23 protein-coding genes and 1 other annotated feature are annotated in these 23,457 nt (G+C 49.2%); of the genes, 11 read left to right on the top strand and 12 right to left on the bottom strand.

Annotated elements, in window-relative coordinates; genetic code table 11:
* Positions 1-166: 166 nt before the first annotated feature.
* The gene (sbcB, locus tag AAIG39_RS05690) at positions 167-1,591 is read left to right on the top strand and encodes an exodeoxyribonuclease I (protein ID WP_343193374.1); all 1,425 of its coding nucleotides are present in this window, start codon (positions 167-169) and stop codon (positions 1,589-1,591) included.
* Positions 1,592-1,654: 63 nt separating this feature from the next.
* On the opposite strand, the gene AAIG39_RS05695 is transcribed toward sbcB, so the two are convergent.
* The 3 genes from AAIG39_RS05695 to AAIG39_RS05700 all read right to left on the bottom strand — a co-directional run bounded on the left by AAIG39_RS05695 (position 1,655) and on the right by AAIG39_RS05700 (position 4,241).
* Complete coding sequence (locus tag AAIG39_RS05695; RefSeq protein WP_249569425.1) at positions 1,655-3,016, bottom strand: APC family permease; 1,362 nt, start codon at positions 3,014-3,016, stop codon at positions 1,655-1,657.
* Positions 3,006-3,068 carry a membrane protein YoeI gene (gene yoeI, locus AAIG39_RS25670; RefSeq protein WP_103245917.1) on the bottom strand — a complete coding sequence of 21 codons (63 nt, stop codon included), beginning with the start codon at positions 3,066-3,068 and terminating at the stop codon, positions 3,006-3,008. Before yoeI ends, AAIG39_RS05695 begins: the two co-directional genes overlap by 11 nt.
* A 348-nt stretch (positions 3,069-3,416) precedes the next feature.
* On the bottom strand, positions 3,417-4,241 hold the full coding sequence (locus AAIG39_RS05700) for an SDR family oxidoreductase (protein ID WP_090087495.1): 825 nt from the start codon (positions 4,239-4,241) through the stop codon (positions 3,417-3,419).
* A 175-nt stretch (positions 4,242-4,416) separates the two neighbouring features.
* Between AAIG39_RS05700 and hisL the strand changes: the two genes are divergently transcribed.
* The 10 genes from hisL to AAIG39_RS05750 all read left to right on the top strand — a co-directional run bounded on the left by hisL (position 4,417) and on the right by AAIG39_RS05750 (position 12,867).
* Positions 4,417-4,467, top strand: coding sequence for a his operon leader peptide (gene hisL, locus AAIG39_RS05705; protein WP_103245916.1), 51 nt, complete (start codon positions 4,417-4,419; stop codon positions 4,465-4,467).
* Positions 4,443-4,566: a sequence feature (His leader region), on the top strand. Its footprint overlaps the gene before it by 25 nt.
* Positions 4,567-4,601: 35 nt before the next feature.
* Positions 4,602-5,501, top strand: a complete 900-nt coding sequence (hisG, locus tag AAIG39_RS05710) for an ATP phosphoribosyltransferase (protein WP_343193375.1) — start codon at positions 4,602-4,604, stop codon at positions 5,499-5,501.
* A gap of 98 nt (positions 5,502-5,599) precedes the next feature.
* Positions 5,600-6,904 (top strand): histidinol dehydrogenase, encoded by a 1,305-nt coding sequence (gene hisD / locus AAIG39_RS05715; protein WP_343193376.1) that lies wholly within the window; start codon positions 5,600-5,602, stop codon positions 6,902-6,904.
* Positions 6,901-7,962, top strand: coding sequence for a histidinol-phosphate transaminase (gene hisC, locus AAIG39_RS05720; RefSeq protein ID WP_343193377.1), 1,062 nt, complete (start codon positions 6,901-6,903; stop codon positions 7,960-7,962). Before hisD ends, hisC begins: the two co-directional genes overlap by 4 nt.
* Positions 7,959-9,026 (top strand): bifunctional histidinol-phosphatase/imidazoleglycerol-phosphate dehydratase HisB, encoded by a 1,068-nt coding sequence (hisB, locus tag AAIG39_RS05725; protein WP_343193378.1) that lies wholly within the window; start codon positions 7,959-7,961, stop codon positions 9,024-9,026. Before hisC ends, hisB begins: the two co-directional genes overlap by 4 nt.
* Positions 9,026-9,616 carry an imidazole glycerol phosphate synthase subunit HisH gene (gene hisH / locus AAIG39_RS05730; protein WP_090087509.1) on the top strand — a complete coding sequence of 197 codons (591 nt, stop codon included), beginning with the start codon at positions 9,026-9,028 and terminating at the stop codon, positions 9,614-9,616. The genes hisB and hisH overlap by 1 nt, the downstream gene beginning before the upstream one ends.
* Entirely contained in the window at positions 9,616-10,353 is a 738-nt protein-coding gene (gene hisA, locus AAIG39_RS05735) for a 1-(5-phosphoribosyl)-5-[(5-phosphoribosylamino)methylideneamino]imidazole-4-carboxamide isomerase (protein WP_090087512.1), read from the top strand. The genes hisH and hisA overlap by 1 nt, the downstream gene beginning before the upstream one ends.
* Positions 10,335-11,111 (top strand): imidazole glycerol phosphate synthase subunit HisF, encoded by a 777-nt coding sequence (gene hisF / locus AAIG39_RS05740; RefSeq protein WP_090087515.1) that lies wholly within the window; start codon positions 10,335-10,337, stop codon positions 11,109-11,111. Before hisA ends, hisF begins: the two co-directional genes overlap by 19 nt.
* Positions 11,105-11,716, top strand: a complete 612-nt coding sequence (gene hisIE, locus AAIG39_RS05745) for a bifunctional phosphoribosyl-AMP cyclohydrolase/phosphoribosyl-ATP diphosphatase HisIE (protein WP_090087519.1) — start codon at positions 11,105-11,107, stop codon at positions 11,714-11,716. Before hisF ends, hisIE begins: the two co-directional genes overlap by 7 nt.
* A gap of 146 nt (positions 11,717-11,862) precedes the next feature.
* Positions 11,863-12,867, top strand: a complete 1,005-nt coding sequence (locus AAIG39_RS05750) for an NAD-dependent epimerase (protein WP_343193379.1) — start codon at positions 11,863-11,865, stop codon at positions 12,865-12,867.
* Between the two features lie 36 nt (positions 12,868-12,903).
* Here the strand turns inward: AAIG39_RS05750 and ugd are convergent, their stop codons facing one another.
* The 9 genes from ugd to gndA all read right to left on the bottom strand — a co-directional run bounded on the left by ugd (position 12,904) and on the right by gndA (position 23,223).
* Positions 12,904-14,070, bottom strand: a complete 1,167-nt coding sequence (gene ugd / locus AAIG39_RS05755) for a UDP-glucose 6-dehydrogenase (protein ID WP_343193380.1) — start codon at positions 14,068-14,070, stop codon at positions 12,904-12,906.
* A 313-nt stretch (positions 14,071-14,383) separates the two neighbouring features.
* On the bottom strand, positions 14,384-16,297 hold the full coding sequence (locus AAIG39_RS05760; RefSeq protein ID WP_343193381.1) for a hypothetical protein: 1,914 nt from the start codon (positions 16,295-16,297) through the stop codon (positions 14,384-14,386).
* 423 nt (positions 16,298-16,720) lie between these two features.
* Positions 16,721-17,521, bottom strand: a complete 801-nt coding sequence (locus AAIG39_RS05765) for a glycosyltransferase family 2 protein (protein WP_343193382.1) — start codon at positions 17,519-17,521, stop codon at positions 16,721-16,723.
* Between the two features lie 17 nt (positions 17,522-17,538).
* Entirely contained in the window at positions 17,539-17,895 is a 357-nt protein-coding gene (locus AAIG39_RS05770) for a DMT family transporter (RefSeq protein WP_343193383.1), read from the bottom strand.
* Positions 17,896-17,910: 15 nt separating this feature from the next.
* Positions 17,911-18,723 carry a sugar phosphate isomerase/epimerase family protein gene (locus tag AAIG39_RS05775; protein WP_343193384.1) on the bottom strand — a complete coding sequence of 271 codons (813 nt, stop codon included), beginning with the start codon at positions 18,721-18,723 and terminating at the stop codon, positions 17,911-17,913.
* Positions 18,720-19,505, bottom strand: coding sequence for an NAD-dependent epimerase/dehydratase family protein (locus AAIG39_RS05780; protein WP_343193385.1), 786 nt, complete (start codon positions 19,503-19,505; stop codon positions 18,720-18,722). Before AAIG39_RS05780 ends, AAIG39_RS05775 begins: the two co-directional genes overlap by 4 nt.
* 14 nt (positions 19,506-19,519) lie before the next feature.
* Positions 19,520-20,530: a glycosyl transferase family 2 gene (locus tag AAIG39_RS05785; protein WP_079496333.1), complete on the bottom strand. Its 1,011-nt coding sequence runs from the start codon at positions 20,528-20,530 to the stop codon at positions 19,520-19,522.
* A gap of 21 nt (positions 20,531-20,551) precedes the next feature.
* Positions 20,552-21,667, bottom strand: coding sequence for an FAD-dependent oxidoreductase (locus tag AAIG39_RS05790; protein ID WP_343193386.1), 1,116 nt, complete (start codon positions 21,665-21,667; stop codon positions 20,552-20,554).
* A 149-nt stretch (positions 21,668-21,816) separates the two neighbouring features.
* Positions 21,817-23,223 (bottom strand): NADP-dependent phosphogluconate dehydrogenase, encoded by a 1,407-nt coding sequence (gndA, locus tag AAIG39_RS05795; RefSeq protein ID WP_047369629.1) that lies wholly within the window; start codon positions 23,221-23,223, stop codon positions 21,817-21,819.
* Between the last annotated feature and the right edge of the window lie 234 nt (positions 23,224-23,457).

Consider the following 23,457-nt stretch of genomic DNA (forward strand, 5'->3'; position numbering starts at 1 on the left):
AACTTAATATGTCGATACTGGGACAAATTGCAAACAAATGTGACGAAAGTCATTTTCTTACGTCACATATCGCTTCAGCAATGGCGCTTTGCAGTGCGTTTTCCTTCGGAAGATGCGACGCAATGGTTTACCATAGGAAGGTTATTGATCAACAGGATGAGCTCAGGTGTCTGATTCAACGGCTACGCCCACATTTCTTTTCCATGACTACGAAACGTTCGGCACCAGCCCTTCGCTGGATCGTCCCGCACAGTTTGCCGCGATTCGTACCGACGCCGATTTCAACATCATTGGCGAGCCGGAAGTCTTTTACTGCAAACCTGCAGATGACTATTTGCCTCAGCCAGAGGCGGTGCTGATTACTGGTATTACGCCGCAACACGCCAATGCGAACGGCGTTAATGAAGCTGACTTTGCCCGCCGCATCCATGATTTATTCACCGTGCCCAAAACCTGCGTGCTCGGTTATAACAACGTCCGTTTCGACGATGAAGTGACGCGTAATATCTTCTATCGCAACTTTTACGATCCCTATGCCTGGAGCTGGCAAAACAACAACTCGCGCTGGGATTTGCTTGATGTGATGCGCGCCTGCTATGCCCTGCGTCCGGACGGCATCAACTGGCCGGAAAATGACGATGGGTTACCGAGTTTCCGTCTTGAGCATCTGACAAAAGCAAACGGCATTGAACATAGCAATGCCCATGATGCGATGGCTGACGTTAACGCCACTATCGCCATGGCGCAACTGGTGAAAACCCACCAGCCGAGGCTCTTTGATTATCTGCTGAGCCACCGTAATAAACATAAGCTGGCGGCCCTGATTGATGTCCCGCAGATGACGCCACTGGTGCATGTTTCCGGCATGTTTGGCGCCTGGCGCGGCAATACCAGTTGGGTAGCACCGCTGGCCTGGCATCCGGAAAACCGCAATGCCGTGATCATGGTGGACCTCGCAGGAGATATGTCGCCATTGCTTGAACTGGATGCTGACGCGCTGCGTGAACGCTTATATACGGCGAAAGCAGAGTTAGGAGACAACTCCGCCGTGCCGGTGAAGCTGGTGCATCTGAATAAGTGCCCTATCCTCGCCCAGGCGAAAACGCTGCGTCCTGAGGATGCTGAACGGTTGGGGATTGACCGTAAGCAGTGCCTGGATAACCTGAATATTCTGCGCAATAACCCGCAGGTGCGCGAAAAAGTACTGGCCATCTTTGCCGAGGCCGAGCCGTTTGTTCCCTCTGAAAATGTGGATGCACAGCTTTATAACGGCTTTTTCAGTGATGCGGACCGTGCAGCAATGAACATTCTGCTGGAAACTGAGCCGCGTAATCTCCCGGCGCTGGATATCACTTTTGTCGATAAGCGAATCGAGAAACTGCTGTTCAATTACCGGGCGCGCAACTTCCCCGGAACCCTCGATTATGACGAACAGCAGCGCTGGCTGGAACATCGCCGTCAGGTGTTTACACCTGAGTTTTTACAGGCCTACGCTGATGAGTTACAGATGCTGTACCAGCAGTATGCCGACGATAAAGCGAAGCTGACGCTGCTCAAAGCGCTCTGGCAATACGCTCAGGAGATTGTGTAGCCATCGAATAACAGGCAAAAAAAACCGGAGGCCATGGCCTCCGGTTTGTTATTCAGTTATGAATTACTGAGCGATATCTTCATATTGTGGTACCGGGTTGCGGAAGCTTTTCGTCACGCATGCCAGGTAAACCAGACCGATACCCCCCCAGATGAGACCCAGAATCATTGAGCTCTGCTCCAGGTTAATCCACAGTGCGCCTACGGTGAGCGCGCCACAGACCGGCAGTACCAGATAGTTGAAGTGATCTTTCAGCGTCTTGTTACGCTTTTCACGGATCCAGAACTGCGAGATCACTGACAGGTTAACGAAGGTAAACGCCACCAGCGCACCGAAGTTAATCAACGCAGTCGCCGTCACCAGATCAAATTTAATCGCCAGCAGAGCAATCGCGCCAACCAGCAGTACGTTCCATGCCGGAGTACGCCACTTCGGATGAATATAACCGAAGAAACGGGTCGGGAAGACGCCATCACGGCCCATTACATACATCAGACGCGAAACGCCCGCATGTGCCGCCATACCGGAAGCCAGAACGGTCACGCTGGAGAAAATCAGCACACCCCACTGGAAGGTTTTACCAGCCACGTAGAGCATGATTTCCGGCTGAGAAGCATCCGGATCTTTAAAGCGCGAGATATCCGGGAAGTACAGTTGCAGGAAGTAAGAGGCAACGATGAACACCAGGCCACCAATCAATGCCGTCAGGAAGATAGCCTTCGGGATCACGCGCTCAGCGTCTTTAGTTTCTTCTGACAGAGAAGAGATACCGTCAAAGCCAAGGAATGAGAAGCACAGGATCGTCGCGCCGGTAATCATCGGCACAACGTGTGCACCTTCGGACCAGAATGGACGCGTGCTGGTCAGTGTACCTGCACCTTCACCGTGGGAGACGCCATAAATGATGAGACCAACGATAACGGCCACAATTCCCATCTGCAGAATAACAATCAGGGTATTGAAGTTCGCCACGGTCTTGATGCTGCGCAGGTTAGAGATGGTCATAAAGGCCACCAGCGCGACAACAAAGAGCCACGATGGAACAGAAGGCACCAGCGCTTCAAAGTAGATTTTCGCCAGCAGAATGTTGATCATCGGCATGAACAGATAGTCCAGCAGCGAAGACCAACCCACCATAAAGCCAACCGCCGGGCTGATGGATTTCTGGGCGTAAGTATATGCGGAGCCCGCTGACGGGAAACGGCGAACCAGTTTTCCGTAGCTCAGCGCCGTAAACAGAATGGCGACCAGCGCAAAGGCATATGCCGTCGCAACATGGCCGTCTGTCAAGCCAGAGACGATACCAAACGTATCGAACAGCGTCATAGGCTGCATATAGGCGAGGCCCATCATAACAACCGGAATCAACGTAAGTGTTTTACGTAATTCCACGCGAGAGGTCTTTGGAGTAGCGTTATGCGACATAGTTATCCCCTTTTACGGTGAACGCCAGCGCGTAAGCAAAAGATTGCCCCATTTCTTTATATTCCTCAGCGACAACGACTGTCGGTTTTTAGTAAATATCTATCCGGTACGAAGCCCGGCCTCTTGGATTGAATGACGTTTCTAAAGTGCAAAAAAATAACCGACGTCTTGTTAACGTCGGTTAGTTTCAATTTTTGCAGCGACATATTTTGCACCAAAGTGAGGCGTTTTGACAAGCCTGCGGGATGGCGCTAACAAAGCTTCAACACTTAACTTACTGAATTTAAATAACTCACGCTCAAACCGGGCAAATTAATAGCACTTTTTGCTAAAATATTCCTGCACTGCTTCAGGGAAATGGTTGATTTCCCTCCAGTTCACGCCAGTAAACTGTTTAAAATCAGTCCAGTGGCATGGTCATAGGATTCGGATATTCGTACTCAAACCCCAGTTCGTGGCAAATACGGTTGCCATCAACCACTTTCCCCTTGTCGCCAGGTGCGGAGTCGAGGAACTGAGGTTCAGGCAGGCCAAGCTTGCGTGCCATGGCCGGGTAAAACCTGGCTCGCGCCGGGTGTTCAGGTGCGCATAAATTATAGATATGCCCGCCCTTCGGCGCCTGAAGCAACAGCGTGATGGCAGATATGACATCCGCCAGATGAACGAGGTTGACCCCCTGTTGACCGTCTGGTGCTGTTTTCCCGGCAAAAAAACGCCCCGGATGACGGGCCGGCCCCACCAGCCCTGCCAGGCGCAGAATATCGACCGATGTCCCCGGCAAATTATGCAGCCAGTCCTCAAGCTCTTTCAGTACGCGCCCGCTCGCCGTTGACGGATTGCGCGGTGAGTTTTCTTTCACTGTGCCATTGGTATCGCCATATACCGAGGTGGAGCTGGTAAAAATAATGCGTGGGATATGATAGGCCAGCGCGCTATCAACAATCTCCTGCATCGCCTGCAGGTAGAAGGCCTCGCCGGGGCCACTGCGCCTGGCGGGCAACGTGATAACCAGGGCGTCAACATTCATTAATGCATCCAGATCGTCTGGCTCACAAAACAGGTCCGGTTCGAGTTTCAGCACATAACTTTCAATGCCGCACATACGAGCCGCCTCCACGCCATCCTGAGTGGTTTTGCTGCCGGTGACCTGCCAGCCGCGCGCCGTTAATGACAGCGCCAGCGGCATGCCCAACCATCCTAATCCGACAATAGCGACCTTTTTCATGCGTCTCTCCCGACATTTCGCAGATTCCATTTTAAGGCTACGCCAGCCCGATGAAACTGACAATTCGTACAACGAATATGAAATGATTTAATGATTAAAAAAAGCCCTTGCCTTTGGTGGTTAAAGTGGTTTAGGTTAAACGACATCAAATGAATAAACATTCATCGAGAATTTTATGACAGGCGTTCAATTTAAACTTCACCATCATCACCATCATCCTGACTAGTCTTTCAGGCGATGTGTGCTGGAAGACGTTTGGATCTTCCAGTGGTGCATGAACGCAAGAGAAAGCCCCCGGAAGATTATCTTCCGGGGGCTTTTTTTTTGGACCAAATTCAGCAGGATAATGAGGAAAACAGAATGTTAGACAATACCCGTTTACGCATAGCTATTCAGAAATCAGGCCGCCTGAGCGATGACTCACGCGAATTGCTGGCCCGCTGCGGCATTAAAATCAATCTGCATACGCAGCGTCTGATTGCCCTGGCCGAAAATATGCCGATTGATATTCTGCGCGTGCGTGACGACGACATTCCGGGGCTGGTCATGGACGGCGTTGTCGACCTGGGTATTGTGGGCGAAAACGTTCTGGAAGAAGAGCTTCTGACCCGCCGCGCACAGGGCGAAGATCCGCGATACTTTACCCTGCGCCGCCTTGATTTCGGTGGCTGCCGCCTGTCACTGGCAACCAACGCCGACGAAGAGTGGCAGGGCCCGGCCTCACTTGATGGCAAACGTATCGCCACCTCTTATCCGCACCTGCTGAAACGCTATCTCGACCAGAAAGGCATCACTTTCAAGTCCTGTCTGCTGAACGGCTCTGTCGAAGTGGCTCCGCGTGCAGGTCTGGCGGATGCCATCTGCGACCTGGTCTCTACCGGTGCCACCCTGGAAGCGAATGGTCTGCGCGAAGTTGAAGTGATTTACCGCTCCAAAGCCTGTCTGATTCAACGCGACGGCGACCTGCTGGATGGCAAACAAGAGCTGGTTGATAAATTACTCACCCGTATTCAGGGCGTAATTCAGGCTCGTGAATCAAAATACATCATGATGCATGCGCCAACCGAGCGTCTTGATGAAGTAATTTCCCTGCTGCCGGGCGCCGAACGTCCAACTATTCTGCCGCTGGCAGGCGATCAGCAGCGTGTCGCCATGCATATGGTGAGCAGCGAAACCCTGTTCTGGGAAACCATGGAAAAACTAAAAGCGCTGGGCGCCAGTTCTATTCTGGTACTGCCAATCGAGAAGATGATGGAGTAATCCACCTTACGATTCGCCCGGTGACGCTATGTCTGCCGGGCCTGGACACCCGGGCCGGATAAGCGAACGCGTCACCCTGCCTATAAAGGAAAACGATTATGAGCTTTAACACAATCATCGACTGGAACAGCTGCAGCCCTGAACAGCAACGCGAACTGTTGATGCGCCCGGCAATCTCTGCCTCAGAAAGTATTACCCGCACTGTTGTGGAGATCCTCGACAACGTGAAAAGCAGTGGCGATAACGCCCTTCGCGAATACAGCGCGAAATTTGATAAAACAGACGTTACCGCGCTGAGAGTGACCGCGCAGGAAATTGCCGATGCCAGCGCTCGTCTTGGTGATGATATTAAACAAGCAATGGCCGTGGCGGTAAAAAACATCGATACGTTCCATATCGCGCAAAAACTGCAAACGGTTGATGTCGAAACACTGCCGGGCGTGCGTTGCCAGCAGGTCACCCGCCCTATCGCCTCCGTCGGGTTGTATATTCCTGGCGGTTCTGCACCGCTGTTTTCTACCGTGCTGATGCTGGCCACGCCTGCCCGTATCGCGGGCTGCAAAAAAGTGGTGCTCTGCTCCCCTCCCCCTATTGCGGATGAAATTCTCTATGCGGCGCAACTCTGCGGTGTACAGGAAGTCTTTAAAGTGGGGGGCGCGCAAGCGATTGCGGCTCTGGCATTTGGCACGGAATCTGTGCCCAAAGTCGACAAAATCTTTGGACCCGGCAACGCCTTCGTGACCGAAGCCAAGCGCCAGGTTAGCCAGCGTCTTGATGGTGCCGCTATTGATATGCCGGCAGGCCCGTCAGAAGTGCTGGTCATTGCCGACAGCGGTGCCACACCGGATTTCGTTGCCTCCGATCTGTTGTCCCAGGCGGAACACGGCCCGGACTCACAGGTGATTCTGTTAACGCCAGATGCCGACATGGCCCGTGCAGTTGCGCAGGCCGTTGAACGTCAACTGGCTGACCTGCCCCGCGCGGAAACGGCACGTAAGGCGCTATCTGCCAGCCGCCTGATTGTGGCCAAAGACCTGGCGCAATGCGTGCAAATCTCTAACCAGTACGGCCCCGAGCACTTGATTATTCAGACCCGCAGCGCACGCGATCTGGTGGATGATATCACCAGTGCCGGTTCGGTCTTTTTGGGCGACTGGTCACCGGAGTCCGCTGGTGATTATGCCTCTGGCACCAACCACGTTCTGCCGACGTATGGCTATACCGCCACTTGCTCCAGCCTGGGACTGGCCGATTTTCAGAAACGGATGACCGTTCAGGAGTTATCGCGCGAAGGCTTCGCCTCTCTCGCATCCACTATTGAAACGCTGGCGGCAGCAGAACTGCTCGCCGCTCACAAAAATGCCGTCACCCTGCGTGTGAACGCCCTTAAGGAGCAAGCATGAGTATTGAGGAACTGGCTCGCGCCAACGTACGTGCCCTGACCCCGTATCAGTCTGCCCGTCGTCTTGGCGGTAAGGGCGATGTCTGGCTTAATGCCAACGAATTCCCGACGGCGGTGAAATTTAATCTCACTCAGCAAACGTTAAACCGCTACCCGGAATGCCAGCCGAAAGCGGTTATCGAAGGGTATGCGCAGTACGCCGGGCTTAAACCGGAACAAGTGCTGGTGAGTCGCGGCGCTGATGAAGGCATCGAACTACTTATCCGCGCGTTCTGCGAACCGGGTAAAGACGCCATTCTGTTCTGTCCGCCGACTTACGGTATGTACAGCGTCAGTGCAGAGACGTTTGGCGTGGAATACCGCACTGCCTTAACGCTGGACAGCTGGCAACTGGATCTGCAAAACATCGCCGACCAGCTTGAGAACGTCAAACTGGTATATGTGTGCAGTCCGAATAACCCCACCGGCCAAATCATCAATCCTCAGGACATTCGCGTTGTGCTGGAGATGACGCGCGGCAAAGCGCTCGTGGTGGCCGACGAAGCATATATCGAATTTTGCCCACAGGCGACGCTGGCCGGCTGGCTTGAAGAGTATCCGCACCTGGTCATACTGCGCACGCTGTCGAAAGCCTTTGCGCTGGCAGGTCTGCGTTGCGGTTTCACCCTGGCGAATGAAGAGGTGATCAACCTGCTGATGAAAGTGATCGCCCCCTACCCCCTCTCTACACCAGTGGCCGATATCGCAGCCCAGGCCCTGAGCCCGGAAGGGATTGTGGCAATGCGCGAACGTGTCGCACAGATCGTGGCCGAGCGCGAGTATCTGTCAACATCGCTTCGTGACATTCCCTGCGTGGAGACGGTGTTTGATTCAGAGACCAACTACATCCTGGTTCGTTTCAAAGCTTCCAGCACTGTCTTTAAATCTCTGTGGGATCAGGGCATTATCCTGCGTGATCAAAACAAACAACCGACCTTAAGCGGCTGCCTGCGTATCACTATCGGCACCCGTGAGGAGAGCCAGCGCGTCATCGACGCTTTACGAGCGGAGTCTGTATGAGCCAGAAGTACCTTTTTATTGACCGTGATGGAACCCTGATTTCCGAGCCGCCATCTGATTATCAGGTCGATCGTTTCGACAAGCTGGCCTTTGAACCGGACGCGATTCCGGTTCTGCTCGCACTACAAAAAGCCGGTTTTAAACTGGTGATGATCACCAATCAGGACGGCCTGGGCACCAGCAGCTTCCCGCAGGCCGATTTTGACGGCCCGCATAATCTGATGATGCAAATTTTCACCTCTCAGGGGGTAATTTTCGAAGAGGTATTGATTTGCCCGCACTTCCCGGCTGATGAGTGTGACTGCCGCAAGCCGAAAGTGAAAATGGTTGAACGCTGGCTGGTTGAGCAGACGCTGGATAAAGCGAACAGTTATGTCATTGGCGATCGCGCAACGGATATTGAGCTGGCGGCCAATATGGGCATCGCCGGTCTGCGCTACAACCGCGAGACCCTGAACTGGGCGGCCATTGGTGAGCAGTTGACCAGACGCGATCGCTACGCCCACGTTGAGCGTAAAACCAAAGAGACGCAGATTGACGTTAAAGTGTGGCTGGATCGCGAAGGCAGCAGCAAAATCCGCACCGGCGTGGGCTTTTTCGATCATATGCTCGATCAAATTGCCACCCACGGCGGCTTTCGCATGGAGATCGACGTTAAAGGCGATCTCTACATTGACGATCACCATACGGTGGAAGATACCGGCCTGGCGTTAGGCGAAGCCCTGAAACTTGCTCTGGGCGACAAACGCGGCATCAACCGTTTCGGTTTTGTGCTACCGATGGATGAGTGTCTGGCACGCTGCGCGCTGGATATTTCCGGGCGCCCGCACCTGGAGTATAAAGCTGAGTTTACCTATCAGCGCGTGGGCGATCTGAGTACCGAGATGGTTGAGCACTTTTTTAGATCGCTTTCTTACACCATGGGTGTGACGCTGCATTTGAAAACCAAGGGCAAAAATGATCACCACCGCGTGGAGAGCCTTTTTAAAGTCTTTGGTCGTACGCTGCGCCAGGCCATTCGCGTCGAAGGTGATACTCTTCCCTCCTCGAAAGGAGTGTTGTAATGAATGTCGTTATCCTGGATACCGGCTGCGCTAACCTCAATTCTGTGAAATCGGCCATTTCGCGCCACGGCTACGAGCCGCTGGTTAGCCGCGATCCGGACGTAGTGCTGCGCGCCGACAAATTGTTTTTGCCCGGCGTAGGTACGGCGCAGGCCGCCATGGATCAATTGCGTGAACGCGACCTGATTGAACTGGTAAAAGCCTGCACCCAGCCGGTGCTGGGCATCTGCCTGGGTATGCAGCTACTTGGTCGTTTCAGTGAAGAGAACAGTGGCGTGGATTTACTGGGCATCATCGACCAGGACGTACCGAAAATGGAAGATGTCGGTTTACCACTGCCGCACATGGGGTGGAACCGTGTCTATCCGAAGGCAGGCAATCGTCTGTTTCAGGGGATCGAAGACGGCGCATACTTCTATTTTGTCCACAGCTACGCCATGCCGGTTAACCCTTACACCATTGCCCAGTGTCAATACGGCACGCCGTTTACTGCTGCGGTGCAAAAAGACAACTTCTATGGCGTGCAATTCCATCCGGAACGTTCAGGGCGCGCGGGTGCACAACTGCTGAAAAACTTTCTGGAGATGTGATGATTATTCCGGCTTTAGATTTAATTGATGGAACAGTAGTGCGCCTGCATCAGGGCGATTACGGTCAGCAGCGCGACTACGGCAACGACCCGCTGCCGCGCCTGCAGGATTATGCCGCTCAGGGTGCCCGGGTATTGCATCTGGTAGATTTAACCGGGGCGAAAGATCCGGCGCGCCGCCAGATCCCGCTACTGAAAACCCTGGTCGCCGGAGTGAATGTTCCGGTACAGGTCGGCGGGGGCGTGCGTACCGAAGAGGACGTTGCCGCGCTGCTTGCTGCCGGTGTCGCCCGCGTGGTGGTAGGCTCAACAGCAGTGAAATCCCCCGAGGTGGTTAAAGGATGGTTCGAGCGCTTTGGTGCCGATGCGCTGGTACTGGCGCTGGATGTACGCATTGATGCCGCAGGCAATAAACAGGTGGCGGTAAGCGGCTGGCAGGAAGATTCCGGCGTCTCGCTGGAAGAACTGGTAGAAACCTATCTCCCGGTTGGCCTCAGGCATGTGCTGTGCACCGATATCTCCCGCGATGGTACGCTGGCGGGTTCGAACGTGTCCCTCTATCAAGAAGTCTGCGCGCGATATCCGCAGGTTGCGTTTCAGTCTTCCGGCGGTATCGGCGATATCAATGATATCGCGGCACTACGTGGAACAGGCGTGAAAGGCGTTATCGTAGGTCGCGCTCTGCTGGAAGGTAAATTTACTGTAACGGAGGCCATCCAATGCTGGCAAAACGGATAATTCCTTGTCTCGACGTACGCGATGGTCAGGTGGTCAAAGGCGTTCAGTTCCGTAATCACGAAATCATCGGTGACATCGTGCCTCTGGCGAAACGCTACGCCGAAGAGGGCGCAGACGAACTGGTGTTCTACGATATCACCGCATCCAGTGACGGACGTGTGGTTGACAAGAGCTGGGTAGCGCGCGTCGCGGAAGTGATCGACATTCCGTTCTGCGTGGCGGGCGGGATCAAATCCGCTGACGATGCGCAAAAAATTCTCTCTTTCGGCGCGGATAAGATTTCCATCAACTCCCCGGCGCTGGCGGATCCTGAGCTTATCACCCGTCTGGCCGATCGTTTTGGCGTGCAGTGTATCGTGGTAGGTATTGATACCTGGTTTGATGCGTCGAGCGGCAAATACCACGTCAACCAGTATACCGGTGATGAAAGCCGCACCCGCGTAACTACCTGGGAAACGCTCGACTGGGTACAGGAGGTGCAGAAACGGGGCGCTGGTGAGATCGTGCTTAACATGATGAACCAGGATGGCGTGCGTAACGGTTATGACCTTGAACAACTGAAAAAAGTGCGCGAGGTCTGCCACGTCCCGCTTATCGCTTCCGGCGGCGCGGGTACCATGGAACACTTCCTTGAAGCTTTCCGCGACGCCAACGTCGACGGTGCGCTGGCGGCATCGGTGTTCCATAAGCAAATTATCAATATTGGTGAGTTAAAAACGTACCTGGCAGGTCAGGGCGTGGAGATAAGGGTATGTTAACAGAGCTTCAACTGGCCCAACTGGACTGGGAAAAAACCGACGGACTGCTTCCCGCCGTGGTGCAGCATGCGGTCTCCGGCGAAGTATTGATGCTGGGATATATGAACAAGGATGCGCTGGCGAAAACGCTGGAAAGTGGCAAAGTCACCTTCTTTTCGCGCACCAAAGGGCGTTTGTGGACTAAAGGCGAAAGTTCTGGCCATTTTCTGAATGTGGTGAACATTGCGCCGGACTGCGATAACGATACCCTTCTGGTACTGGCAAACCCCATTGGGCCGACCTGCCATACGGGAACCTCCAGTTGCTTTGGCGACAACGCCCATCAGTGGCTGTTCCTCTACCAACTTGAACAGCTGCTCGCCGAACGTAAAACGGCAGATCCTGCCAGTTCATATACCGCTAAGCTGTATGCCAGCGGCACCAAGCGTATCGCACAAAAGGTTGGCGAAGAAGGTGTGGAAACGGCGCTGGCAGCCACCGTTCACGATCGTGAAGAGCTGACTAACGAAGCGTCAGACTTGATGTATCACCTGCTGGTATTGTTGCAGGATCAGAACCTGGATCTCACCGCCGTTATCGAAAATCTGCGTAAGCGTCACCAGTAATTTCTATGGGGAGTGCCCGCACTCCCCCTCTTCCCCACTGAATTAACAGTTATCATTCTGCTTCTCAACAGGTATGATCCGCCCCATGGTTCAGCGCCGCTCCTGCCGCGCTGCATGTTTTGCATCACCGGACATTGAGGTTGAAGATGAAATTTTTGGTCACCGGCGCGGCCGGCTTTATCGGCTTTCACGTCAGCGAACGTCTGTTACAGGCGGGCCACCAGGTCACAGGGATAGATAACCTTAATGACTACTATGAAGTCAGCCTGAAAGAAGCGCGCCTGAACTTACTTGCAAATGAAAACTTTCGCTTTGTGAAGCTGGACCTGGCCGACCGTGAAGGAATGGCACAGCTGTTTGCCGAAGAGAAGTTCGACCGCGTGATTCATCTTGCCGCTCAGGCTGGCGTACGTTACTCGCTGGAAAACCCACATGTTTACGCCGATGCCAACCTGACTGGTCACCTGAACGTACTGGAAGGCTGCCGCCATAATAAAGTTCAGCATTTGCTGTATGCGTCCTCCAGTTCTGTTTACGGCCTGAACCGCAAGATGCCTTTCTCTACGGACGATTCTGTTGATCACCCGGTTTCGCTTTACGCTGCAACAAAGAAAGCCAATGAGCTGATGTCACATACCTATTCGCATCTTTATGGCTTACCGACCACCGGCCTGCGTTTCTTTACGGTTTATGGCCCGTGGGGACGCCCGGACATGGCACTGTTTAAATTCACCAAAGCCATGCTCGAAGGCAAAAGCATCGATGTCTATAATTACGGTAAGATGAAGCGCGACTTTACCTATGTGGATGATATTGTTGAAGCCATTATCCGCATGCAGGATGTGATTCCGCAGGCCGACCCGAACTGGACCGTTGAAAACGGCTCACCGGCCACCAGCTCAGCGCCCTATCATATCTACAATATCGGTAATAGCTCGCCGGTCGAGTTAATGGATTACATCACAGCACTTGAAGAAGCCCTGGGTATTGAAGCGCAGAAGAATATGATGCCGATTCAGCCGGGAGATGTCCTGGAAACCAGCGCCGATACGCAACCGTTGTATGACACCATCGGTTTTAAACCGCAGACATCGGTTAAAGAAGGCGTGAAAAAATTTGTCGAGTGGTACAAGGCATATTATAACGCTTAAAAAAACGGCCCTGACGGGCCGTTTTCATTTCTGTGCTTAGTCGTTACCGAACAGATCGCGGGTATAGACTTTTGCTTCCACATCCGCCAGTTCCGGCGCCATGCGGTTTGAAATAATCACATCCGATTCTTTCTTGAAGGCATCCAGGTCGCGGACAACGCGAGAATGGAAGAACTCGTCTTCCTGCATTACCGGCTCATAAATGATAACCTGTACACCCTTCGCCTTGATACGTTTCATAATCCCCTGAATAGAGGATGCGCGGAAGTTATCAGAACCGCTCTTCATAATAAGACGGTAGACACCCACCACCTTCGGCTTACGAGACAGGATTGAATCAGCGATGAAGTCCTTACGTGTACGGTTGGCATCAACGATAGCCGCAATAATGTTATTCGGCACCGACTGGTAGTTTGCCAGCAATTGCTTGGTATCTTTTGGCAAACAGTAGCCGCCATAGCCAAAGGACGGGTTGTTGTAGTGATTGCCAATACGTGGGTCAAGGCAAACACCTTCAATGATCTGGCGCGTATTCAGCCCAAGCGCTTCGGCATAGCTGTCCAGCTCGTTGAAATAGGCCACGCGCATTGCCAGATAGGTATTGGCGAACAGCTTGATGGCTTCGGCTTCGGTGGAATCGGTGAACAGCGTCGGGATATCTTTTTTGATAGCCCCTTCCTGCAACAAACCCGCAAAACGCTCTGCGCGTGCTGAACGTTCGCCAATGACGATACGGGACGGATGCAGGTTGTCGTAAAGCGCCTTCCCTTCGCGTAAGAACTCCGGCGAGAAGATGACGTTATCAATGCCGAGCTCATCTTTGATGGACTGGGTGAATCCGACCGGAATGGTAGATTTAATTATCATCACCGCATCCGGGTTGATTGCGTGCACATCGCGGATGACCGATTCAACGCTGGACGTGTTGAAGTAGTTGGTTTTCGGGTCGTAATCAGTCGGGGTGGCGATAATGACGTAATCAGCGCCACGATAGGCATCCTGCTTATCCGTAGTGGCGCGGAAATTCAGCTGTTTAGTCGCCAGATACTCTTCAATTTCTTTATCAACGATCGGCGATTTTTTCTGATTCAGCATATCGACTTTAGCCTGCACGATATCGAGTGCGACCACTTCATGATGCTGCGCAATCAGGATACCGTTTGATAGGCCAACGTAGCCTGTTCCGGAGATTGTTATTTTCATTCGATAAGCAACTTTTGTCAGTGTTTAGAACCGAAGATGGCACTACGCCGCCATCACGCAAGATCAATAACTGTTGGGGTTTTTACCTCTTCTGTTGATAGCCTGTCAAGGCAGGCCCCCGCTGAAATAACCGCGTTTTCATAGAAACTTATTCCACCGTTGCGCAATTGTTTAGAAAAAAACACTGTCAAACCCGGAATTAAGGCGAAAAAAAGCCCGGTTATGACCGCCGGGCTCCTGGAAGATAATCAGCAATTATCGGATAAATCCCGCCCCAATAAGGATCGCGGAACATACCCGTCCATTATCATTTTTATTTTAGCGTCAGAGACCGTTGCAAATTCCGACAAATATAGATCTGATCGCCTGTGCGCCCACCAAGACTCACTGTGTAATCTCCACGTAGCCCGGAGGTATCGACATTTGCCGCAAAGCCCGCGTTTTCGAGATCGGCTTTACCAAACACCGCAACCAGATCACCTCGGCTGTTTTTACTGCTGGCAACAAAGCGATGATGTTGATTTTTGTCGGTTAGCGAGACATAGATTGCATCAAACAACATCCCTTGCCCGGTAGATTTCGCTAACCATCCTTTAAGTACCAAAGGCGTTATAACATCATCATCAATAGCAGGTTCAGTGAGTTGATCAATACTGCCATCACAGTCAATGTCCTTCACAGAAACGGACGGCGAGACGGTAATGGGGTCATTGTATTTTATTTTACGTCGTTGATAGTGGATTAACGGCACTGCAGTAGTCGCTATTTTCGCATCAAATTCCGGTTCAAAATAATAACTGGAATCCGTTTCAAACATAATATCGGTGACGTCTTCTCCTGTAAAACCGTTTTCATCAAAGCCATCAAGCAACGGTGAAGCCCAGATACCACTATGGGAATTGATGATATTTAGCCGATACTCTTTTTGCAGACCAGATTTAAGCTTATATTTAACTTTGACAATATTCCCCCTAAAGAGGAAATTTTTAAGTCTTCCTGTAAGAGAAATTTTAAAATCAGGAAATACTTTCACAATGCTACTTTTAGCCTGAGGAAGAGAATACCAGACACCAAATTGCATTCGTTCATTTTTGCGGGTCACGAAATCTGCTGCCAGGGTTTGATCTCTTGCCGTCAATAACAATAGCGGCTCATTGTTTCTACCATGAGTAAATGCACTTAATTTATAATTTTCAATAATAGCCATTGAAGTTAATGGATCTTCATTTAAGATAAATTTATTATCCAGGCCAATGAAGCTATTACAGTCAGCATTACCACAACCAAGACCGCTATTCCATATTATTTTTTTTGGTTTATCGGCACCACGTAAATAGTCCGCATTAGCTTGATCTAAAATTGGCGTCAATGTCATATAATTTTGAAACAATGGTCGCGGTTTATAGTTCAACTGATTCGCATATGTATACTCGTTATTGTATGGATAGACATCAACCGAGTCCGTGCCGATCATTCCTAAAATGTGATCATCTAATTTATACTGACGATAGCGTTGCGCCATCCTCTCTTCATACGCATTATCAGTAAAAGGCAACTCAAACGGATTACGTATGGCTGAAACGTTGAAGTTTATAAAAGCGAGACTCAACCTAGGTGAATTAACAAAAGCTGAATGTGTACCTAAATAATACAAAAAAATAAAAGAAATAAAAAAAAGCACTTTTGCAAGATATCCTTTATCAAAAGACATCAAAAGCACTATATATGCGCAAGGAACCACAAAATAATCTAAATAATGATCGGATCGACCAAAGCCTAGCTTAAATAAGAACATCCAAGTAACGAGCAGTGGAACCAAAAGGAGTCGACGAAGAAAAACAGCATAAGTAACAAAACAGCCAAGAATAATAAATGCGCAAACAAAAGAAAATCGGTAATTTTCGATATCTAACGTCATATCAACGCCATTACCGTAGCTTAATTCAATATTGACGATAAAATACCTAAAAACCTGGTTGATATCGTCGTATATCAGCACTCCAACAAGAAATGAGGAAGCTATAAAAGAAAAAATAAAGACAATAAAATATTTAACTTTATAATCTTTGAGCGAGGACACCGCCAGGTATCCCCCCAACACAGCTACAGCCATCAACCCATAAAAAAAACGAACGTATAAAAACACTCCAGTTACAGAACCAAGTGCAAAACAAAAAAACATATTAAAATGTATTTTTCCCTCCCTTGTCAACTGTTGATAAAACAAGAAAACTAGCGGCCATAAAAACAGCAGAGATTTAAGGGAATAAAATGAAAAGAAACAAATAAAAATTAGAAAAAAAATATAAATAACCTCGTGTTTTATATATCAAGGAAAAAATCAAAAAAATAACAAGCGAATAAAAAAACAATAAAAAGGATATGGAAAGATAATAACTCAAGGCATTGTAATATTCGCTTACGCGGGTCACTAGCCAAAATAGCGGACCGTAGCTAAAAATGAATGATTGGTCTTCTATAAAGAAAGCATTTGCCACATTCATCCATTGTTCAACGTTATCAATGGAGTCTGGCACTTTCCCTTGTGTAAATAAATTTATAAAAGGAATCAACATCAAAAAAACAAATAAGAATACCAGACTTCTCCTTATTACTGAACGTTGCAATAGGGGTGCCGCAAAATTCACGCTTATTGCCCTCTCTTAACGTTATAAGCACCAAAGCAACTCTTAAATAAAATTTTTAGCACAGCAAGATTTCCTCTAAAACTGCTGATTTTTGTCGGTACTTCCCCTTCCGGGTAGATGCGTGAGGTCGGCAGTTCGATACAACGGAAACCCAGTTTCGGCGCAATATATGACAGGTAGGCCAATAACTCATATGTCATAAATACATCACGGAATGGCGCAACACGCTCATCCAGCAACATTTTACTGCTGTATGCGCGGAAGCCTTGCGTTGTGTCTGTCCAATGGAACCCGGAAGCAATACTCAATACTGGAGCGTGGATGAATTTTATCGCGAAATCGCGCGATTTAGGTGTGTTAACCGCCACGCCACCATTAACAAAACGAGAAGCCTGTACAAAATCATACCCCTGCTCTAACGCGGCTATAAATTGTGGAATAGGTGCAGGATCGTCCTTATCGTTGCCATCAATGGTAATAATATTTTTATAACCTTTTTCCAGAACAAACGCGTAGCCGCAGCGCAATTGTGCGCTTAACTTACCAGGCCCAGTTTTAAGTAAGAGGCCGCTGACGTTCAGTTTTAATAAGTTTTCTGTTTCCAGCGAGCCATCTGTACTACCGCCATCCACAATAATGATATCTGCGATGTCGTTAATATTCAGATTATTCATCTTACTGAGCAGGCTGACGATGCGGTTTCCTTCATTAATGACCGGAATTACTACGCAAGCATCATGCTTTTTTTCCGTCCACAATGTGACGTTGTAGGCAGGAACTTCCCATTTTTTTTCGTTATTCATAGCAAAATCCATTCTTGTTAAGCCGCTTTCGAGGTGATCAATGCAACACCGACAATAACAAACGCAACACCCACAATAGTCGTCCAGTGAAATGTTTCGTTAAAAACAACGACCGACAGTATTGCTACCGCAGCCACCGCACCGGTTGTAAGCACAGGATGTGCAATATTAAGTGGCAACACTGCAAGCGATGCGGCATACAGAACAAATGCGCCACCATAAAGCGCCAGCCCTAACCAGAACGGCCAGTTTGTTAACGACGCAAGCGGGTCTGCAAGTGAAGGGAATTTACGCGGTGGCATCATTGCCATTTTAATCAAAACACTAGCTGAGGCATTACATGCAATGCCTAAAATGAGTATTAACCATTTCAAGGTTGTTGTACCTGTTTAACGATATAAGGAAGTTACATGAGAAAGAGCGCGACGGATAGAAACGAGATGCGACTCCTCTTTCGTGGCGAGCATTTCAATCGTGACCGGGAAAGAGGCCAATTGTGTTTTTAACACTTCGGCCAGCGCGGCATGTCCATTGAACGTATCGCCAACCGTCGCAAGTTGTGCCTCACTGATATGCACATGTCCGATAATATCCTTCGCCTGTGCCACGACAGCCTCGATATTTTCCTGATTAATAATGACAGCTCCGGTATCAAGCTGCATTTTAATATTGGGGTGAGCAATGCCAGTGACAACATCCCAGGTCTCATTGCTTGTGGTCATAAAATTGGCGCCATAAACCGTCGGATTTGGCTCAAGGCAAACAATCACCCCTTGATCGGCAGCAATATCACCAAGTTTACGGAAAAACGTTTGGGCAATACGCTCGGTTTCCGTTGCACTAAGGCCGGAGCAATCTCGGTTTTTTGGCGAGCCAAACACCAGACGAGTAGCCCCCAGAACAGAACCGATACGACAAATATCAGCTAAATGCGCCAGTAGTTTTTCCTGGACCGCTTGCGAACCAAACACATTTAACCCTGTGGTCCCAAACAAGAGTGATTGCATGCCGATGATGTCAATCCCCTGCTCTTTCCACCAGTTTTTTACCGCCATGATATCTGCAGTTGTTGCTTTGGCTGGCTCTGGAAAATACTTCCCGGGCGCAATATCGATAGCATCAACCTGAAACTCTTTAAGCAGAGACAATACGTCGATATCTTCACTAATATCCCAGGCAAGGTTTGAGATGGAAATTCTCATTGCTTATCTTCCTGAGCTTTTTTAGGTTCCGACTGTGCATAATGTCTGACCGCTTGTAGCGTTTCCTTCGCAGAGTACTGGTAATGCGCAGTGCCGCCAAAAAATGCGCCATATACACTGCGCATATCATAAGAAACGGGAGATGCAGCCTGTTGTAGGGTAAATTCGAAACCAAAACCCTCACCCGCAATTTGTGCAACAGAAACAGGCTCAGCCGTCAGATGAACAAGACTGATATTATTTTCGAGTGCTTTGTTAATATCAAACCAGAGGTTAACCATCGGATAAAACTGGAAAACGCTACGGCTTTCGATTTTGGCGACATTATTATCGTTAAGGAAATCGAAAATGATATTCTTACGCAACCCGGGACCTACGAGACCCGGTAATCTCACAATCACATGGCGTGAAAATTTTTGCGCAACAAACTGCTCAAGTCGGTAACGATTCAGACCATAAGCATGCAGATCTTGCACATCAATCGGTGTATTTTCATCAACACCTACAGGGGTTTTAAAAACATCAACCGTGCTGATCAAGACAAAGTTATCACATTCGATACTGTCGAGGCAGGCAATCAGTGAGTCAATTTTCTCACGGTCTCCTTGTGGATCGGCATTGGCAATCCATTTCTGCGCTGGGGCGCCAGCACAGACAACAAGATCGAATTTTTTACCTTTAATATCATTAATATTCGTCGAACGATAAAAATCGTCAAATTGGGTTTGCTTCATCAAAGTGGTGCCAACAAACCCGGTATACCCAATTAACGCCTTCGCCATGTTCTCTCCTGTAATTATCGGTCGCGTCCGGTCTGCACAAGATTAGACTCTTCAGCAGTGGCATCATTTAAAACGTTTACGCGGTCCTGATTCACCATCACCGCGCTATTTTTCTCAAATACGACGGAATAAGCCGCTTGCTCACTTCTATCATCCAGCAGTCGGCTGAGGTATTCACCGAAAAAAGCCAGCATAATGAACTGGAGCATAAAGAGCACCGACATAAACAGAATGGTTGTCGTCCATCCCTCAACAACGTGGCCATTAATGAGATTGACCACAATACTGTAAATAGCAAACAGCAACGCACATGAACTTCCGACGGTCCCAACAACTGACATCCAGCGCAGTGGCCGTGAAGAGTTAAATACCATCAGCCGCACTAAATTACGAAAACCATACACAATCGATTTTTTAACATGATTTTCGCTAATCGGTTGATAAACCAATTCGCTTATGGGGTAGCCGGTCTTTTGAATGCGGAGGTAAAACTGGTGATGAAAACGGCCAGTATCCGTCACCGCATTTACCGCACGACGACTTAAGCAACGCAGTCCGGTAGAGTTCTTGGGAATATGGTAATCAATCGCACTCAAAATATGGGATGCGGTATTGCGTAAAAAGCGATAGACGCATGGCAGAGGTTGATTAGAAACACCAACGACGACATCATAACCAGACTTACACTCTTCAACAGCACGATGAATAACGTCGACGGGATCGGTCAGGTGATCATAAAGAACAACAAAATCACCGATCGCATTTTCAAGCCCGGCAGCCCAAACCACGTCATCATGTGCTGCACCGGAGAGCTGCATAAAGCGCACGCTGGGGATCGTTGCTAAAATTTGATCCACTGCGGACTTTCTCGGTACGTCACGATAGGGGCCTTTAGAAACAACTAAGATTTCGTAATCACTATAATTTACATCCAGTAATTGCTGGATCTGTTGTAATTTTGATGTCAATTCACCCGAGAGATCATGAGTTTTTAAAACAACAGAAACAAAAGATTCGCTTTTCACTTGTGTAGTCTCTTTTTATTCTTAAATAATGTTCATATTCTTAATAGCTTCAACGGCATCGTATACGTTATCTATCTTGCCGCCCATAATACAGTGAAACCCATTCATGCCATGATGAGGTCGGAAAAGAATAGGTCGAGAGTCATCCGTTTCACTGCGTGGTAATAACGTTTTCACTTCCCAGAGCGAGCGTTCGTAACGGCAATCATTGAGAATAGGCATATACCGGGAGGCATCCTTAACCATATAATGCCATGCGCTATTTCTCTTATCCTCATCAAACTTCACATGCGAGTCGCGATATTTTTCACCCGGATTATCATGCCATTCGTAATGCGGCGTATAGCGTACATGACTGAAAGAATGCAGGCCAACAGAAGGGAAAGGCATCACGGAGAAAAACGGACCGCACATAATCGTAAACCCGGTTTTTTTTAATTCATCAGGTACATCAACCAGGCACATTTCTGTCATTTCATGCTTAAGGGGGATAAGTTCAATCCCGGAGTTATCAAGTAAATAATTCAAATGTGAATAGGTGCAATTAAAGACATGATCAGCATGATGGGTCTCAACTTCCCCACTGGTTATATTTCGTACATATGCTGTAATTCTGTTATTGATGCTTTCGACTTTATCAACCGAGTAACCACAGCGATACTCAGCGGTAGAACTTGCCAACCGTTGCAACATCATATCGCGCAGCTTGAATGCATCGAATGCAAATTCTTTGACCGTAAAACAGGCATCGATCAACTGGGGGTTGACCATATTCTGAATTTTAGCAGGCGCCACATCGCAATCGGCACCAATACGCTTACAGAACATACGGAACTGACCCGCAGACACTTTACCCAGCAATTCGCTAATTAAATAATATTTATCAAAATCCGAGTCTACACAATCCCTAAACTCTTCAACAAAACGGGGAAAAGAGATGCGAGAGCGTAAAGCGGTTAATATACTTCGGGGATAATGGTAACCATTATGCACACGGGCCTGATTATTATAAGACGCGCGGGACATATAGTTATTCTCTTTTTCAAAGAGTTTGACTCCGTGTCCTAGCAGAGAAAATTGCTCGGCAAGGTACATACCAAAAAAACCACCGCCGACAATTATTATATCTTTGCGCATGATTGCATTAATGCCTTTAATCAAGTGAGATTTATGTTATTCCTTTTACACTCAAAAAAGCAGAAATAACTTTAAAGTGAAATTTAATTCAAAGTAAAGCCATCCGTTTGGATGGCCTTTTATATATAAGTATTATAAAAGCAGACTAATTAATCAAGCCATTCCGTATGGAACACGCCCTCTTTATCAGTACGTTTATAAGTATGCGCACCAAAATAATCACGCTGAGCCTGGATCAGGTTGGCTGGCAGTACGGCAGCACGGTAGCTATCGTAATAGGCAACCGCAGCAGCAAAGGTCGGGACCGGAATACCATTTTGCACCGCGTAGGCTACAACATCTCGCAGCGCCTGCTGGTACTCATCAGCGATTTTCTTAAAGTACGGAGCCAGCAACAGGTTAGCAATTGCCGGCGTTTCTGCATATGCATCGGTAATTTTCTGCAGGAACTGAGCGCGGATGATGCAGCCTGCGCGGAAAATTTTCGCGATTTCGCCGTAATTCAAATCCCAGTTATATTCATCAGACGCGGCGCGCAACTGAGAGAAGCCCTGTGCATAAGAGACGATTTTACCGAGGTACAGTGCACGACGAACTTTCTCGATAAACTGCACTTTATCACCAGCAGGCTGTGCCTGCGGGCCACTCAGAACTTTAGACGCGGCAACGCGCTGCTCTTTCAGCGAAGAGATATAACGTGCGAATACGGATTCAGTGATCAGGGAAAGCGGTTCGCCGAGATCCAGAGAGCTCTGACTGGTCCATTTACCGGTACCTTTGTTAGCTGCCTCATCCAGAATCACATCGACCAGATAATTACCCTCTTCATCTTTTTTTGTGAAGATATCCTTGGTGATGTCGATCAGGTAGCTGCTCAGCTCGCCTTTATTCCATTCGCTGAAAGTGGTGGCCAGCTCTTCGTTAGACAGGTTAAGACCGCCTTTCAGCAGTGAGTAGGCCTCTGCAATCAATTGCATGTCGCCATACTCAATACCGTTATGCACCATTTTGACGTAATGGCCCGCACCGTCAGCCCCGATATAAGTCACACAAGGCTCACCATCTTCAGCAACGGCTGCAATTTTGGTCAGGATCGGCGCGACCAATTCGTAAGCATCTTTCTGACCGCCAGGCATAATGGATGGGCCTTTCAGCGCCCCCTCTTCACCACCGGAAACACCGGTACCGATGAAGTTAAAGCCCTCGGCAGAAAGCTCACGGTTACGACGAATGGTGTCCTGGAAGAAGGTATTACCGCCATCAATGATGATGTCGCCTTTTTCCAGATAGGGTTTCAGAGAGTCAATAGCAGCATCAGTGCCAGCGCCCGCTTTCACCATCAACAGGATACGACGGGGAGTTTCTAAGGATTCAACAAACTCTTTAACAGTGTAATAAGGAACCAGTTTCTTGCCGGGGTTCTCAGCAATCACTTCTTCGGTCTTATCGCGGGAGCGGTTGAAAACGGAAACGGTATAGCCACGGCTTTCGATGTTAAGCGCAAGGTTGCGCCCCATCACGGCCATACCAACAACGCCGATTTGTTGCTTAGACATTACTTACTCCTGTCAGGTGTGGTAACCCTCTGGCGGTCAGGCCATTGGGCTTAAGTAAAGATTATAGTAACGTAGATTACACACGCTGGGTAATTGCGAAAGAGGCGACTTACCGCAAGGCTATCGCAGCCACTGGAAGCGACAACTCGCAGTTTTTTGACTCAAAAAACGTTACTTCCTCTTGTCGTGTGACATGCCAGTGAATCATCATCTCATCCAGAGAATTTAAGCATC

Source organism: Phytobacter palmae, assembly GCF_039409775.1.
Classification (GTDB): domain Bacteria; phylum Pseudomonadota; class Gammaproteobacteria; order Enterobacterales; family Enterobacteriaceae; genus Phytobacter; species Phytobacter palmae.

Excerpts from the sequence above, each read along its gene's own strand:
- gndA (WP_047369629.1), bottom strand. The coding sequence starts at position 23,223 with ATGTCTAAGCAACAAATCGGCGTTGTTGGTATGGCCGTGATGGGGCGC.
- hisB (WP_343193378.1), top strand. The coding sequence starts at position 7,959 with ATGAGCCAGAAGTACCTTTTTATTGACCGTGATGGAACCCTGATTTCC.
- hisF (WP_090087515.1), top strand. The coding sequence starts at position 10,335 with ATGCTGGCAAAACGGATAATTCCTTGTCTCGACGTACGCGATGGTCAG.
- hisH (WP_090087509.1), top strand. The coding sequence starts at position 9,026 with ATGAATGTCGTTATCCTGGATACCGGCTGCGCTAACCTCAATTCTGTG.
- hisC (WP_343193377.1), top strand. The coding sequence starts at position 6,901 with ATGAGTATTGAGGAACTGGCTCGCGCCAACGTACGTGCCCTGACCCCG.
- AAIG39_RS05775 (WP_343193384.1), bottom strand. The coding sequence starts at position 18,723 with ATGAGAATTTCCATCTCAAACCTTGCCTGGGATATTAGTGAAGATATC.
- hisG (WP_343193375.1), top strand. The coding sequence starts at position 4,602 with ATGTTAGACAATACCCGTTTACGCATAGCTATTCAGAAATCAGGCCGC.
- AAIG39_RS05700 (WP_090087495.1), bottom strand. The coding sequence starts at position 4,241 with ATGAAAAAGGTCGCTATTGTCGGATTAGGATGGTTGGGCATGCCGCTG.
- AAIG39_RS05780 (WP_343193385.1), bottom strand. The coding sequence starts at position 19,505 with ATGGCGAAGGCGTTAATTGGGTATACCGGGTTTGTTGGCACCACTTTG.
- hisIE (WP_090087519.1), top strand. The coding sequence starts at position 11,105 with ATGTTAACAGAGCTTCAACTGGCCCAACTGGACTGGGAAAAAACCGAC.
- AAIG39_RS05750 (WP_343193379.1), top strand. The coding sequence starts at position 11,863 with ATGAAATTTTTGGTCACCGGCGCGGCCGGCTTTATCGGCTTTCACGTC.
- AAIG39_RS05695 (WP_249569425.1), bottom strand. The coding sequence starts at position 3,016 with ATGTCGCATAACGCTACTCCAAAGACCTCTCGCGTGGAATTACGTAAA.
- AAIG39_RS05765 (WP_343193382.1), bottom strand. The coding sequence starts at position 17,521 with ATGAATAACGAAAAAAAATGGGAAGTTCCTGCCTACAACGTCACATTG.
- hisD (WP_343193376.1), top strand. The coding sequence starts at position 5,600 with ATGAGCTTTAACACAATCATCGACTGGAACAGCTGCAGCCCTGAACAG.
- ugd (WP_343193380.1), bottom strand. The coding sequence starts at position 14,070 with ATGAAAATAACAATCTCCGGAACAGGCTACGTTGGCCTATCAAACGGT.
- hisA (WP_090087512.1), top strand. The coding sequence starts at position 9,616 with ATGATTATTCCGGCTTTAGATTTAATTGATGGAACAGTAGTGCGCCTG.
- AAIG39_RS05790 (WP_343193386.1), bottom strand. The coding sequence starts at position 21,667 with ATGCGCAAAGATATAATAATTGTCGGCGGTGGTTTTTTTGGTATGTAC.